Below are 14,378 nucleotides of genomic sequence, written 5' to 3'. Positions count from 1 at the left end.
GCGTTCCCGCGCGAGCCCGCGCTGGATTTCATCCCGCGCTCCCGCGCGAGCCCGCGTTAGACTCGCCGCGCATGGATGTCGTCTCGGCCTGTCCTCTCAGGGTGGCGTCCTGCTTCTGGCAACCCCAGCCCGGCGCGTGGGCGCTCACGATCGTCTGCAAGGCGACCTACACGCTCACGCCGGGTGAGTCGCCGCTCGCGCAGGAGCAGGACGAGCCCACCACGACGGACGTCTACTGGGAGGACGACCGTCGTTGCAGCCTGTACCTGGCGAGCGATCTCGCCCCCTTCAAGCGGCGCGCGGACGTGCTCGTCGTCGGGCACGCCCACGCGCCCGGCCGGCAGCCCGTCACGTCGCTGATCGCGCGACTCGCCGTGGGCGCGATCGACAAGTCGATCGCGGTGCTCGGGGATTGCGCGCTCACCGCGGATCGGACGCCGACCGAGCCCGCGCCGTTCGCGAAGATGCCCCTCCGGTGGGAGCGCGCGGCCGGCGGCTCCGGCACGGCGAACCCGGTGGGCATCTCACCGGGCGCGGCGCCCGACGGGCGCGGGGCGGCGCCCGCGCCCAACCTCCAGCCGGCGGGCCCCCACGTCACGGGTCGCCTCGACGTCCTCGAGCCGGCGGGCCTGGGGCCGATCGCCCCCGACTGGCCGAGCAGGGCGCACTGGCTGGGCTGGCACGCGGCGACGTGGGATCACGAGCGCTGGCACGAGCAGCCGATGCCGCACGACATCGACGCGAGCTACTTCAACGCGGCCCCGCCCGATCAGCAGCTCGACGAGATCTGCCCCGACGAGCGCATCGTGCTGGAGAACCTGCACCCGATCCACCCGCGGCTGGTCACGCAGCTCCGGGCCGCGGTGCCGCGCGCCCTCGTGCAGCTGGGCGGCGCGACCGCGCAGGAGCGGAGGCTCCGGTGCGACACGCTGTGCATCGACACGGACCGGGGCACCTGCACGCTGACGTGGCGGGCGAACGTCCTCCTGGATCACCCGCAGCAGGCCGGGCAGGTGGTGATCACGCTCGCCGAGGCGGATCGAGCGCCGGCGTCCGCCGCGCCGGCGAGCGAGCGCGCCGTCACCGACACGCTCCCCACGGGGCTCACCGCGCCGCCGCAGGGGGTGCTCCCGTTCGGGGGCACGGCGGCGAGCGCGCCCCCTGCGCCGCCGTCCGCGCCGCCGCCGCACGGGGTGCTCCCCTTCTCGACCACGATGGACGTCGCGGCCTTCGCGCCGCAGGCCGCGTCGCCGCACGGGGTGCTCCCCTTCTCGACCACGATGGACGTCGCGGCCTTCGCGTCGCAGGCCGCGGCGCCGCACGACGTGCTCCCCTTCTCCTCGACCGTGACGGGGCGCACCACCGCTCCGCCATCGGCGCCCGAGCTCGCCCCGCCCCACGCGCCGCCGTCGTCTCCGTCGCTGGAGACCGCCCCGCACGAGCCCGTGAGCGCGCCGGAGGCCGCCGGGCCCTCGCCGCCTCCCCTCGCGGCGCCCGTCGAGCCGCCGATGCTCGGCCCGCTGGCGCGGCTCGAGGCGCTTGCCCGCCCGGAGGCGCCGGCCGAGGGCGACCGAGCGCCCGCGATGCTCCCGGCGCCGCCGGCGACCGCCGAGCTTCTGACCGCCGAGGAGCAGCCCGAGGCGTCGGCGGAGGAGCTCTCCGTCGAGGCGTGCGCGGCGCTCGACGCCTCGCTTTCGCTGCGCCCGCGCGACAGCGAGCGCATCCTGCGGGAGACCCGGCTGACCGAGCCCGCGTGGGCGCGGCTCCGCGCGCGCTGGGCGGCGGAGATCAAGCGCGAGCTCGGGCGAGGCCGGAGCGGGCTGCTCCGCGCCTACGACGCGGCCTACGTGGCGCAGCTCGAGCGCGAGCGCGGGCCCATCTCGCCCGATGAGCTCGCGCGGATCACCGTGGCCATGGAGCGCGGCGATCTCGCCGAGGCGCTGCGCGACATGGGGCTGCCGGGCGAGAGCGCGATCCGCGTCCAGCGCACGTGGATCGGCAGGATTGCCCGCGACGCGGCGCTCGGCGACGCCGTACGCCAAGCCGTGGCGAGGGCGCGGGCAAGCTGAGGGGCGCTCCGCGCCGAGCGCCTCGCCGCCTCGCGCAGGGCCCGCTCCGGAGGTCTCCGCGGCCAAACACCGCGCTTGCAGCCGTGGCACGCGCACCTAACATGGAGCGTCCGTCCTTCACGCATCCGCCTGCCGGGCGCCATCCTGCCACCCTGTGAGATGAGGTCATGACCACACCCTCTTCACACCTCCTGTCGGTCCAGATCGCCTCCGGCGACGCGCTCGACGTGCGGAAGTTCCAGGTCACCGAGCGGATATCGAAGCTGTTCTCGGTGACCCTCCTGGTGCACAGCCCCAATCCGGATATCGATTTCGATGCGGTCGTCGGGTATCCCGCCTCGTTCACCATGTACTTCGGCGCGGAGGTGCCGGCCTCGCGGACCTGGTCCGGCATCTGCACGTCGCTGCAGCAGGTCGCCGTCGAGCCGGACGGCCTGTCGACGTACCAGATCGAGATCGCGCCGCCCCTCTGGCTTTTGACGCAGCGCCGGCGCAACCGCATCTTCCAGCGCCTGTCGGAGCTCGAGATCGTGGAGCAGATCCTGGGCGAGTGGAGCGTCCCGTTCGACCGGCGCATCTCGCTCGAGCACAAGAAGCGCAAGTACCGCGTCCAGTACGGGGAGAGCGATTTCGCCTTCCTCTCGCGGATGCTGGAGGACGCCGGGATCAGCTTCTATTTCGACGCCGCCTCCGGCGACAGCAAGCTCGTGCTCTGCGACGCGCCGCAGGGCGACGAGGCGCGCCGGCCGATCCGGTTCCTCGACGCGCCGGGGGGCCGCGACCTCGAGCACGTCACCGCCGTGCGCATCGGCCGGAGGGTCCGGCCGGGCAAATACACGCTGCGCGATCAGGACTACCGCAGGCCTCCGGCGTACCGCCTGATGCAGTCGAAGACCGACGGCAACGCGCCGGAGCAGAACCTCGAGCGGTATCATTACGTGCCCGGCGCGTTCCTGTTCGAGAGCGCGAAGGGGGACGACACGCCGGTCGCCGACGACAAGGGGAAGTACCGCACCGAGGAGCGCGTCGGCGCGGAGATGGCCCAGAGGCGGCTCGCCGCCAAGCGCGCGACGGCCAGGACGGTCGAGTTCGAGACGAACTGCCATGATCTGGCGCCGGGCATGGTCGTCACCTTCCTCGACCACCCGAAGAGCGAGGTCGCGCCCGGCAAGAAGCTCCTCGTCACGTCGGCGGAGCTCTCCGGCACGTACGGCGGGGACTGGACCCACGCCTGCCGGGCGGTCAGCGCGGAGGTGCCCTATCACCCCCCGCTCTCCACGACCAAGCCCAAGTCCCAGGGGATCGAGACGGCCACCGTCGTCGGGCCGCCGGGCGAGACGATCCACGTGGACGAGTTCGGGCGCGTGCGCGTCCTGTTCCACTGGGATCTTGAGGGGAAAGGGGACGACGACTCGTCGTGCTGGATCCCGGTCTCCCAGACGGGGGCGGGCGGCGGCTTCGGCCACATGAACATCCCGCGCGTGGGCCAGGAGGTGATCGTCGACTTCCTGGGCGGCGACCCGGACAGGCCGGTGGTGGTGGGCCGCGTCTACACGAACCTGCAGAAGGTGCCTTACGCGCTGCCCGCGCAGAAGACCCAGAGCGGGTGGCGGACCCAGACGATCGGCGGGTCGGGGTACAACGAGATCATGTTCGACGACGCGCCGGGCAGCGAGCTCATGCGCGTCCAGGCCGAGCGCGACGCGACGATCCTGGTCAAGCACGACGAGTCCGTGACCATCTGCAACGATCGGACGACGACCGTCGGGAACAACGACTCCCTCACGGTCGGCAACGACCGCACGCACACGGTCGGCAACAACGAGTCCATCCAGATCGGCAACAACCAGACGGTCGTCATCGGCGTCAATCAGTCGATCACGGTCGGCGCGGACCAGACCATCACGCTCCCGGCCGGCAACCAGACCGAGACCATCACCGGCAACCGGACCTTCACGCTCACCGGCGATCTCACGGAGACGATCGTCGGCGACAGCACGCTGACGCAGACGGGCAACCAGACCGAGGTGGTGACGGGGGACTCGTCGCGCACGCAGACCGGCAACCACACGGTCACGCTGAAGGGCGATCGCACGCACATCCAGGTCGGCAGCCAGACCGAGCTGCAGGCGGGTGCCCAGACCTCTCTCCTGCTCGGCGACCGGACGGAGGTGCAGATCGGCGGCCGCAAGGACTTCCAGCTCGGCAGCCGGCTCGACGTCCAGCTCGGCGGCACGACCCGCGTCCAGATCGGCGCGCTGAGCGACTCCGTCATCGGCACGCGCACCACGGGGACGAGCGCCGACTCGACCGAGGACGTCGGCGCGGCCAAGACCGTCACCGCCGGCACGTGGACCGTGAACACCGGCGCGGCCAAGGTCGACGGCGGGGCGTCGTTCGAGGCGAAGGGCGCCGCGGTCAAGGTGACCGGCGACTCCATCAACATCGAGGCGAGCGGCGAGACCGTCATCAAAGGCAGCATCATCCGCCTCAACTGAGAGCAGCCGAGCCCCGCGAGGACCTTGATGAGCGCGCACGATCCGGAAGGCACCTCCCCCCCCGACGCCGCGCCCGAGGGGGGCGCCGCGCCCCACACCATCGCCCTTGCGCACGGCCACTCGCTGGTGGTCGAGGGGGGCCACGGGCGCAACCACCTCCACCTCGTGGACGCGAGCGGCGCCGCGCACCTGGAGATCTCCATCGGCCCGGAGGGCATCCGCCTCGCGGTGCGCGGGGCCGACCTCTCGCTGGCGACGACGGGGGCGCTCGCGATCGAGGCCGACAGCCTGGCGCTCCACGGCAGGAACGGCGTCTCCCTCACGACGGACGGCGACGCGCGCGTCCAGGCCGCTGGCCGCCTCGAGACCGTCGGGCACAGCCAGCACATCCGCTCGGCGCGCGGCGACGTGCGCATCCAGGCCAACGACGACGTGCGGGTCGAGGGCGAGCGCATCCGGCTGGGCTCCTGAGCGGATCGCGAGGACATGGAGCTCGAGAACCACACCCGCTTCCCCGCGCGGCTGTTCCGCACGGCCATCGACGACGACCGCATCGCGGCGTCGCTCGTCACCAAGATCACCTACGACCTCCGCGGGACCGAGCTCGTGCCCAGCGAGGAGCAGCCGTGGCGGATCTCGGCGGAGCCGTGGGAGAGCGAGCACGGCGTCATCGACACCGATCAGCTCTTTTACCGCGGCGGGGTCGATCTCTTCCTCTTCGGCCACGCGCGCCCCGACGCGCCCGGCGCGCGGCGCTTCACCCTGTCGATCCTCGTGGGCCGCGCGTGGAAGCGGGAGATCGAGGTCTTCGGCGTACGGGTGTGGCGAAAGGGCGTGTCGGGGCTCTCGCCGACGTCACCGCTGCCGATCGAGGCGATCCCCCTGACGATGGCCCACGCCTTCGGCGGCAAGGACACCTGGGACGGGCTGGACGTCCCGTATCCGCTCAACCCGGACGGGGTGGGTTGTTATCTCTCGCAGCAGAGCGCGGAGGACCGGCCGCTCCCCAACCTGGAGGAGCCCGATCAGCTCATCTCGTCCTGGGACGACAGGCCGCTCCCGGCGGGCGTGGGCCCCTGCCCTCCCGCGAGCGGCCTCCGCCTCGCGCGCCTCGCCGGCCCGTCGCTCCGCGCGCACGCGGCGGGCAAGCCCGACCCCGCGGCCGCGGGGCCGCCCATCCAGTTCGACGCCACCTTCTTCAACGCGGCCCATCCGCGCATGATCGTGCCCACCATCGAGCCGGGCACGCGCATCGCCGTGAGCGGCGTGACCGGCGGCGCGCCGCTCGTCATCGACCTCCCGGAGGCCCGCCCGCGCGCCCGCGTCCGCTTCGAGGACGAGGTGGACGAGCGCCCGCTCGCCATCGACCAGGTCGGCGTCGAGGCGGACAAGGGGCGTGTCTTCGTCAGCTATCGGTTCCCCTTCCGGTACGTCGTGGTCCCGGAGCAGATCAGGGAAGCCCATCTCTTCCTTTGAGGCCGATCCATGTACTGCAACGTCCTCGTCCACGTGAACCCGATGTTCGGCGTCGACCCGCACACGGCGCTCCCGCCGCCGGTCGGCCTGCCGGTGATCCCGATGCTCCCTCACATCACGTTCGGGATGAACCACTGGGCGATCTGGGGCTTCGCGACGGCGAAGGACAGCGCCACGGTGCTGTGCGACGGCAACAAGACGATGCAGCGGGGGACGGACATCGGCTTCTTCGTCATCCACGTCCCGATACCGCTCATCCCCCACTTCCTGCTCCCCATCTGGAACACGCTCACCGGGTCCAAGTCGGAGTTCGGCGTCAACGCCGTGCTCGTCGAGGACGCGCCTGTCGCGGTGGCGGTCGCCAAGATCGTCAACCTCAACCTCAACTGCTTCGGGTACACGTCGCCGGTGCCGGGCGTGGGCGTCGTGGTCACGTGGACCAGCGTGCAGGCGAGCATGACGCTGGCGGACTTCCTCGCGGGGCTCGCCGCGGCGCTCATCGACTGGGCGCTGCAGGCCCTCGTGAACAAGCTCACGTCGACGAAGCTGTTCGGCAAGGGGATCGACCGGCTCACCGCCCCGCTGTGGCGCCGCATCGCGCCCGGGCTCGTCGAGCGCCTGCCGACGGCCACGCTGCTCACCTCGGCCCTCCATGCCCGGGGGTGGAACCGGTACGCGGCGTATTTCGCGGGGAACCTCCCCGCCGCGGCCATCAGCATCCTCGGGCACGGATCGCCGATCGGGTACTCGGCCCCCTGGACGCTGGGCGGCGGCCTCAACCTCGGTGAGACCTCGTATTTCGATCCGACCGGGTGGGCGCACAGCGCGGTGTACGACTACTTCAACAGCAGCTCGGTCCCCGAGTATCCGTCGTCGCCGGCCGGGCCCACGCCTGCGCCGGCGCCCACGCCGACCCCCGGGCCCACGCCGACCCCCTCGGCGACGCCCGCGCCCACGCCGACCCCCGCGCCCACGCCGGCGCCGACCCCCGGGCCTGCGCCCACGCCCACAGGCACGCGATGAACGAGCAGCACTCCACCCCGGGTCCCACGGCGCGCCAGCTCTCGGCGAAGGCCCCTCAAGGCGAGCCGATCCTCTCCGTGGTCTGCAAGCGGACGTACCTCGTCGACGATCGCGGCCGCCTGTCACGCGCGCCCGAGCAGATCCCCCTGTTCGACGATCTCATCGTCGCGCCGGACGCGCCCGCGGTCCTCGTGCACGACACGGACCTGGTCGCCTGGAAGCCGCTCACCGACGTGCTGGTGCTGGGGCACGCGCACGCGCCCGGCGGCGCCGCCTCGTCGGTCCTGACGGCGGTGCGTATCGGGGAGCGCTCGAAGCAGGTGCTCGTCCTCGGCGACAGGCGCGCCTCGCTGTCGCACGCGGGGCATCTGCTGTTCTCGGAGCCGGCGCCGTTCGAGCGCATGCCGCTCGGCCACGATCGGGCGTACGGCGGCATCGACGCCGTGGCCGAGGCGCGGCTCGGCGATCCCGCGGCGCCGATCAAGGCGTGCATGCCGCGCGAGGCGCAGGGCCCTGGCGCCAGCGAGTACAGCTATCCGCGCAACTTCGCGGGAAAGGGCTACCTCATCGAGGCCACGCCGGACGCGCTGGAGGCCCTCGAGCTCCCGAACCTGGAGGACCCCGAGGACCGGCTCACGCCCGAGCGCCTCGTCGTGGGCAGCACCAGGGCGTGGCCCCGGATGCCGCTCCCGGCGTCGTACGGGGCGCTCGACTATGGATGGTTCCCTCGCCTCGCGTACATGGGGGTCGTGCCGCTCCACGATCAGGAAGATGCCGTGTTCCAGGAGGTGCGGCGTGGCCTCGCCCCCGCGTCCGTCCTGAAGGAGACCTTCCTCGACCCGGACCACGACGTCGACTTCCGCATCACGTGCTGCGGATCTCTGGGGCTTCAGCTCCCGTACCTCTCGGGCGGCGAGGAGATCGTGCTCTACAACCTGCACCCGCGGCACCCGAAATGGGAGATCCGGCTCCCGGGCGAGCGGCCGGAGATCTCCACGGACGGCCGCAACGGCAAGCTGAACAGGACCGATCCGGTCATCCATACGCTCACGATCGAGCCCGATCACGATCGGGTCACCGTGGTGTGGCGGGGCGCGGCCAGGGCGCTCCGGCCGTACATGCCGGCGGAGCTGGCGACGATGCCGCTCCGCGTGGCGTGGTGAGCGCCGGCGCGCGAGCACCGAGGATCCGCTCGTAACGTACGCCTCCCGCGTCGAGGAGGGCGCGATCGTCGCGTGCGAGCCCGCAGCCGGCGCCTCCCCGCGGCGAAGAGTGCGCGGAGGAGCCCCGGGAGGCGCGGCCCGGGCGCTGGCGGATGCGGGGCGCCCTGGAAAACGTGTCCACGCTTACATTCATGCATGCGAAATGACACTACGTGTGTACCGACGTTTACAGATCTGCGTGCGAAATGACACTACGTGTGTACCGACGTTTACAGATCTGCATGCGAAATGACACTACGTGTGTACCGACGAGCCGGGGGGCGCTGGGCACGTGGGAGCATCGGGGTGGTCAATGGACGCGGATCCGCTGAGCGCAACGGGAAGCCGCATGGCGATGAGCGCCTTTTCAGGCCTTCCCCTTTCGCGCCTCTCCTGGATCCGGCGTCATGCCAGATTCAACCCCTCGTGGGACGAGCTCTCGCTATGCGGGACTGCGGATCTGTTGCCCCGTCTAGGGTCGCTGTTTTTCCGAGAGCTTCCGGATCCGAACGCGACCATCGGCGGATAGAACCGTGAAAGCTCCCTCTAGCTCTGCGCCGTATTCGCGAAAGAGCCCGGATACCATCTCGGCCCGCTTCGCATAAGGAACGCCTGCGAGCCGCAAGAGGACTACCCCGCGGTGAGCGCATCCTGCCCGCACGACGAGCTCACCGAAGTCCTTGTCATCGGTCAGGACGATCGCCTGACGCTCCGCAGCCAGCCGAAGGATCTCACTGTCAGAGATCGTCGGGGCGATCTCCGCGACATGTAGGACGGTGATGCCGTCCGCGCGCAGGCGCACCAGGATGGGCGCAGCGATGTTCTCGTCGGCCAATATCACGAAGCGGCCCGGAGCGCTCCGAGCCGCTCGAGGCGCACGGCGTCGACGGCAAAGGCGACGGCCGCCGAGAGATCTTCCCGGGTGAGCTGGGGGTGGGCCGCGAGCAGGTCGTCAAAGGTCATGCCGCCGGCGAGCTCCTCGAGGACATGCTCCACGGTGATGCGGGTCCCACGGATGACCGGTTTGCCCATCATCACCTCGGGGCTGCTCGTGATCCGATCCGTCTCGTACATGCCGTCCTTCCTCGCCCATCCTAGCACCGGTCGGCGCGCCATGCGCCGCGTCCCGCTGCGCCACGCGCCTGCTCGGAGCGCGACGATCGCCCCTGCGAGCCCGAGCGTGACACCGCGCCGCGCCGCGCCGCGCGGCTCGGGCGGAGCATCCGCTGGCGGCCGTAGACTGGGCCGCTCCGGCGCGCTAGTCGGTAGCCCCCGTGGATCGCCCCCCCCTGAGCCCCCTGGACGAACGTCGCGCCCGCCTCGCGCTCCAGGCCGTGCTCCCGGCTGACCTCGCCGCCGCGTGCGGCATCGACCTCACCGACGCGCGCCGCATCGTCTCGCTGGCGCACCGCCTCGGCGAGCTGCCCGCGCGCGCGCCCGCGACCCTCCGGCGCGCCGCGCTCGAGGCCGCGCGCTCGGCCGGCGAGATCCGGACGCTCGCGCTCGTGGAGCGGCGCGCGAGCGCCGAGGATCCGTTCGTCAAGTACGCGTTCCGCCTCGACGACGGCGCGATCGTGGAGTCGGTGCGCATCCCGCTCGAGCGCCCCGGCCGGTACTCGGCGTGCGTGAGCTCGCAGGTCGGCTGCGCGCTCGCCTGCGCGTTCTGCGCCACCGGGCGCATGGGGCTCACGCGCAACCTGGAGGCCTGGGAGATCGTCGAGCAGGTGCGGCTCATCCGCCGGGATCTCGCCGCGTCCCCCGGGGGCGCGGGCGGCGCCGCGCGCGTCCACGGCGTGCTGTTCCAGGGCATGGGCGAGCCGCTCGCCAACGCCGACCGCGTCATCCAGGCGATCCGGGTGCTCTCGGAGCCGAGCGCGCAGGCGATCGACATGCGCAACATCACGGTCTGCACCGCGGGGCTCCCGTCCGGCATCCGGCGGCTCGCGGCCGAGGTCCCCGCGGTCCGGCTCGGCCTCTCGCTGGGCTCGGTGCGCCCCGGCAGGCGGCGGCAGCTCATGCCGATCGACGGCGCGCACCCGCTCGAGGAGGTGCTCGCCGCCGTGGGCGAGCACGCGCGCGCGACGGGGCACGCGCCGATGTGGGCCTACACGCTGCTCGCCGGCCAGAACGACACGGACGAGGACGCCGCGTGCCTGGCCGCGCTCGCCCGCCGCTTCGCGGAGCAGCACGGGATCTCCCCGCGCCTGAGCCTCATCCCGTACAACGCGATCGGCGCGGCCGGCGCCCCCCTGCCCCCGGCGGCCGGCGCCCCCGTGCCCCCGGCGGCCGACGCCGAGGGCGGGATCGCGGCGGTCGACCCGTTCGCGCGCTCGGCGCGGCTCGAGGCGTTCCGCGCGGTCCTCTCCGCCGCCGGGGTCGGATCCATCGTGCGCTACTCGGGCGGAGGCGACGTGGGCGCGGCCTGCGGGCAGCTCGCCCGGGCGCAGGATCCCGCGCAGCGGCCGGGCGGCCGCCGGGCTTCGCCCCGGCCTGAAACGGCGCCGGAAGCAGCCTCCGCCCCGCCGGGCGCGCCGCCGCGGCCCGCGTCGCGCCCGCGTGAGGCGTGAGGGTCGCTATGGATCCCGGCCCTCGCGCGCGCTAGCTTGCGCGCGTGTTCGGCTTCAGCTTTGGCGAGATCGTGGTGCTGCTCATCGTGGGCATCGTGGTGGTCGGCCCGCGACGACTGCCTGCCATGATGCGGACGGCGGGCAGCTGGATCGCCAAGCTCCGCCGCATGACGACCGACCTCCGGTCGCAGAGCGGCATCGACGATCTCATCCGCCAAGAAGGGCTGGAGCGCGAGATCCGCGAGCTCCGCGCCCTGTCGCGCGTCAACGTGATCGAGACGCTGGTCCAGCCCGTCATCGGCGCCGCGTCCGCTGGCACGGTGGTCTCGGCCACGCCGCGCATCAGGCCCCCCGAGCCCGAGCCCGAGCCTGATCCCGCCGTACAGCCGCTTCGCGAGCGCGAGTACCCCGTCCTCGGCTGCGACGCCTACGGGGCGGTCATCGACGGCGAGCCCGACGGCGCGGCCAGGCTCGCGGCGGCGCCGGAGGCCGCCACGGCGGCGAGCGCGGAGACGACGGCGAGCGGCGCGACCACGACGATGGCGGCGATCTCGGAGACCACGGCCACCGTGACGACCACGGCGACCGCAGCGATCACGGCAGCGACAGAGATCCCTAGCATGGCAGAGACCCGAGCGGCGCCCGAGGGCCCGACGGCCGGGAGCGGAGCGGCGTCATGAGCCAGGAGCAGGCGGCGGCGAAGGGCAGTTCCCCGGACGCGACCGGGGCCTCCGCGGAGGAGGAGGCCGGCGAAGACAAGCCGATGTCCTTCTGGGAGCACCTCGACGAGCTCCGCAAGCGGCTCGTCCGGAGCGTGCTCGTCTTCTTCTTGGCCTGCATCGTGGGATGGGAGGTGCGCGAGAAGCTCCTGCACTTCCTGACCGTCCCGTTCGTGGAGGCGTGGAAGAGCGAGGGCCTGGCGGGCAATCCGTCGCTCCACTTCGGCGCGCCCGCGGCGGCGTTCGTCGCGTACTTCAAGCTGTCGATGCTGGGCGGCGCAGCGCTCGCCTCGCCGTTCATCTTCTACCAGCTCTGGGCGTTCATCGCGCCCGGCCTCTACGCCCGCGAGAAGAAGTTCGTCATCCCCTTCGTCCTGTTCTCGACGCTCCTGTTCGTGGGCGGCGGCCTCTTCGGCTGGCGCGCGGCCTTCCCTATCTCGTTCGGCTACTTCCTCAGCATGGCCGGCACGGTCGGCAGCGGCGAGGGGGTCACGATCACGCCGACGGTCATGATGGGCGACTACCTCGACTTCGTCGCCCAGCTCCTGCTCGGCTTCGGGATCATCTTCGAGATCCCGCTGATCGTGCTGTTCCTCTCCATCGCCGGGGTCGTCAACTACCTCCAGCTCATCCTGTTCGGCCGCTGGTTCGTGCTCGTCGCCTTCATCGTGGCCGCCCTCCTGACGCCGCCGGAGCTCACCAGCCAGCTCGTCATGGCCGTGCCGATGTGCCTGCTCTACGTCCTCTCGATCGGCCTCGCGTATGTCTTCGGCAAGCCGCCGACCGAGGCGCAGCGCGAGGCGTACAGGAAGCGAAAAGAGACGGAAGTCACCAAGGGCTGACGCCCGGCGAGGCGACGGCCCCCGGCGAGGCGACGGCCCCCGGCAACGGATGGTGAGGTACCTTGGCTGAAGGTGGGGTCTTTTGAACCGCCAAGGCGCCGAGGACGCCAAGAAAAACACAAACATCTTGGCGTTTTATGGCGCCTTGGCGGTTCCGGTGTCCGCGCAGGGTGGGGCAAGTACCCCACTCCCCGGCGAGGCGCCCCCCCGGCGAAGCGGCTCAGGTCGCGGGCGCCGCCGCCGCGGCCGCCGCCTTGCGGCTCCGCGCCACGTGCAGCGCCACCGCGGCGCCGGCCATCGCGAGCCCGATGAGCTGCGACGTGGACAGGCCGAGCAGGCCGCCGCGATCGTCGGCGCGCGCGAACTCGAGCAGGAAGCGGCCGAGCGCATAGAGGCCGAGGAACGTCACGAAGACCTGCCCGTCGTACCGCTTCCGCCCGTGCACGTAGAGCAGGCAGAACGCCGCGATCGCGAACGACATGGCCGACTCGTAGATCTGCGTCGGGTGCACCGGGTGCGACGGCATGCGCGCGCTCGCGAGCTCGTGCAGCTTGAACTGCGCCTCGCTGGCGGGGCTGTTCGGCGGGAAGGAGAGCCCGAACGCCCCGTCGGTGCGCAGGCCGAAGCAGCAGCCGGCGAGCAGGCAACCCATCCGGCCGAACCCGAGGCCCAGCGGCACCGCGAAGCCCGCCATGTCCGCCGCCTTCCAGAACGGGAACCGATCGCGCTTGAGCAACCAGTACGCCGCCGCCGACGCGCCGATGAAGCCGCCGTAGTACGTGAGCCCGCCGGCCCAGAACTTCGCCCACGCCAGGCAGTCGCGCTCCGTCGGGTGACAGACCCCCTTCGCGGCGTCCCAGACGCCGTGATAGCGCGGCTCGCAGAGCGCCTGCTCCACCTTCCAGTCGACCTGCGACGGATCGGTGCAGAGGTGCACGTAATCCCAGAAGTACCCGTCGGCGATGACGTGCAGGAGCCGGCCGCCGACGACGCCCGCGAGCATGCAGGCGAGCCCCAGGTCGACGATCACGTCCGGATCCTCGCCGATGCGCCGCGCCCAGAGCGCGCCGAGCGCCGTCGCGAACAGGAACCCGGTCAGGAGCAGCAGGAAATAGGCAGGGAACGCGACGTCGAGCAGGCGGAACAGCTCGGGGCGCATGATCAGCCCGCGGACGCCTTCGCCCCGGGCGCGCCGAGCTCGGCGCGGCGCGGCGCGAACATGTCGATCGCCATCAGCCCGACGCCCACGACGATCGCGATGTCGGCCACGTTGAACGTCGGCCACACGAACGTCGGCGTGAACCGGACCTGGATGAAGTCGATCACGTACCCGTAACGGACCCGGTCGACGAGGTTCCCGAGCGCGCCGCCGAGCACGAGCGGCAGCCCCCACTTGAGCGCGATCTGCGACGGATGGAGCTTGCGGTACAGCGAGACGATGAAGACGATCGCCGCGAGCGACACGATCAGGAAGAACGGCCGGCGGATCGCCTCGCTCTCGTCGCCGAGGATGCCCCACGCCCCGCCGTGGTTCTTCGCGTAGACCAGGTTCAGGTGGTCCTTGATCACCTCGATCTTCCGCAGCGCGAGCGGCCGCACCCCGTCGGCGAGATCCGTGAGCGGCCGCGGCTCCAGCCGGTCCTTGGCCCACCACTTGGTGCCGAGATCGGCGGCCAGCGTGATCAGCGCGACGGCGAGCAGGAACCCGTACGCCGGGCGATGGGCGGGCGCCGCCGGCGCGACCACCTCGTCGGCGTCGTCCTCCGGCGAGGCGGCGCGCCCCCCGTCGTCGCGGGGAGCCGGCGGCTCATCGTCCGGCGACGGCACGGGCGCGGAGCGCTCCGGCCCCGCGCCTTCGCCCTTCGTGTCAACGTCAGCATCTCGCGGCGTTGCGTCTTCGGTCATGCGGAACGCGTTCCTCTACGACAAACCGAGCGCTCCCGCAAAGGCTTCCCTCCGCGGGCGCGCAGCCATCCGATTCA

Annotated in this window: 13 protein-coding genes; 9 read left to right on the top strand and 4 right to left on the bottom strand. The window is 72.0% G+C overall.

Annotated elements, in window-relative coordinates; all coding sequences use genetic code 11:
• Positions 1 to 71: 71 nt before the first annotated feature.
• From WMF31_RS18665 to WMF31_RS18640, 6 genes are all read left to right on the top strand, one after another.
• Positions 72 to 2,069: a DUF2169 domain-containing protein gene (locus WMF31_RS18665; protein WP_436603247.1), complete on the top strand. Its 1,998-nt coding sequence runs from the start codon at positions 72 to 74 to the stop codon at positions 2,067 to 2,069.
• Positions 2,070 to 2,236: 167 nt separating this feature from the next.
• Positions 2,237 to 4,567 carry a type VI secretion system Vgr family protein gene (locus WMF31_RS18660; protein WP_436603246.1) on the top strand — a complete coding sequence of 777 codons (2,331 nt, stop codon included), beginning with the start codon at positions 2,237 to 2,239 and terminating at the stop codon, positions 4,565 to 4,567.
• Between the two features lie 27 nt (positions 4,568 to 4,594).
• On the top strand, positions 4,595 to 5,038 hold the full coding sequence (locus WMF31_RS18655; protein ID WP_436603245.1) for a hypothetical protein: 444 nt from the start codon (positions 4,595 to 4,597) through the stop codon (positions 5,036 to 5,038).
• 15 nt (positions 5,039 to 5,053) lie between these two features.
• Positions 5,054 to 6,043, top strand: coding sequence for a DUF2169 family type VI secretion system accessory protein (locus tag WMF31_RS18650; protein ID WP_436603244.1), 990 nt, complete (start codon positions 5,054 to 5,056; stop codon positions 6,041 to 6,043).
• A 9-nt stretch (positions 6,044 to 6,052) separates the two neighbouring features.
• Entirely contained in the window at positions 6,053 to 7,066 is a 1,014-nt protein-coding gene (locus tag WMF31_RS18645; RefSeq protein WP_436603243.1) for a hypothetical protein, read from the top strand.
• Complete coding sequence (locus WMF31_RS18640) at positions 7,063 to 8,229, top strand: DUF2169 family type VI secretion system accessory protein (protein WP_436603242.1); 1,167 nt, start codon at positions 7,063 to 7,065, stop codon at positions 8,227 to 8,229. Before WMF31_RS18645 ends, WMF31_RS18640 begins: the two co-directional genes overlap by 4 nt.
• Before the next feature lie 511 nt (positions 8,230 to 8,740).
• Here the strand turns inward: WMF31_RS18640 and WMF31_RS18635 are convergent.
• A complete protein-coding gene (locus tag WMF31_RS18635) occupies positions 8,741 to 9,103 on the bottom strand; it encodes a DUF5615 family PIN-like protein (protein ID WP_436603241.1) in 363 nt (120 codons plus the stop codon).
• A gap of 2 nt (positions 9,104 to 9,105) precedes the next feature.
• Positions 9,106 to 9,342, bottom strand: coding sequence for a DUF433 domain-containing protein (locus WMF31_RS18630; RefSeq protein ID WP_129348184.1), 237 nt, complete (start codon positions 9,340 to 9,342; stop codon positions 9,106 to 9,108).
• A 200-nt stretch (positions 9,343 to 9,542) separates the two neighbouring features.
• On the opposite strand from WMF31_RS18630, the gene rlmN reads away from it, so the two are divergent.
• The 3 genes from rlmN to tatC are packed head-to-tail and all read left to right on the top strand — an operon-like array spanning position 9,543 to position 12,396.
• The gene (gene rlmN, locus WMF31_RS18625) at positions 9,543 to 10,835 is read left to right on the top strand and encodes a 23S rRNA (adenine(2503)-C(2))-methyltransferase RlmN (RefSeq protein ID WP_436603240.1); all 1,293 of its coding nucleotides are present in this window, start codon (positions 9,543 to 9,545) and stop codon (positions 10,833 to 10,835) included.
• A gap of 44 nt (positions 10,836 to 10,879) precedes the next feature.
• The gene (gene tatB / locus WMF31_RS18620) at positions 10,880 to 11,515 is read left to right on the top strand and encodes a Sec-independent protein translocase protein TatB (protein WP_436603239.1); all 636 of its coding nucleotides are present in this window, start codon (positions 10,880 to 10,882) and stop codon (positions 11,513 to 11,515) included.
• Entirely contained in the window at positions 11,512 to 12,396 is an 885-nt protein-coding gene (gene tatC / locus WMF31_RS18615; RefSeq protein WP_436603238.1) for a twin-arginine translocase subunit TatC, read from the top strand. The genes tatB and tatC overlap by 4 nt, the downstream gene beginning before the upstream one ends.
• Positions 12,397 to 12,616: 220 nt before the next feature.
• Here the strand turns inward: tatC and WMF31_RS18610 are convergent, their stop codons facing one another.
• Positions 12,617 to 13,555: a prolipoprotein diacylglyceryl transferase gene (locus tag WMF31_RS18610; RefSeq protein ID WP_436603237.1), complete on the bottom strand. Its 939-nt coding sequence runs from the start codon at positions 13,553 to 13,555 to the stop codon at positions 12,617 to 12,619.
• 2 nt (positions 13,556 to 13,557) lie between these two features.
• Positions 13,558 to 14,301 (bottom strand): signal peptidase II, encoded by a 744-nt coding sequence (lspA, locus tag WMF31_RS18605; protein ID WP_436603236.1) that lies wholly within the window; start codon positions 14,299 to 14,301, stop codon positions 13,558 to 13,560.
• Positions 14,302 to 14,378 lie beyond the last annotated feature (77 nt).

Source organism: Sorangium sp. So ce1036, from assembly GCF_051369805.1.
In the GTDB taxonomy this organism is placed as follows: domain Bacteria; phylum Myxococcota_A; class Polyangia; order Polyangiales; family Polyangiaceae; genus Sorangium; species Sorangium cellulosum_F.
Note: the sequence above shows the minus strand (reverse complement) of the source record. Positions and strands in the feature narration are given on the sequence as shown.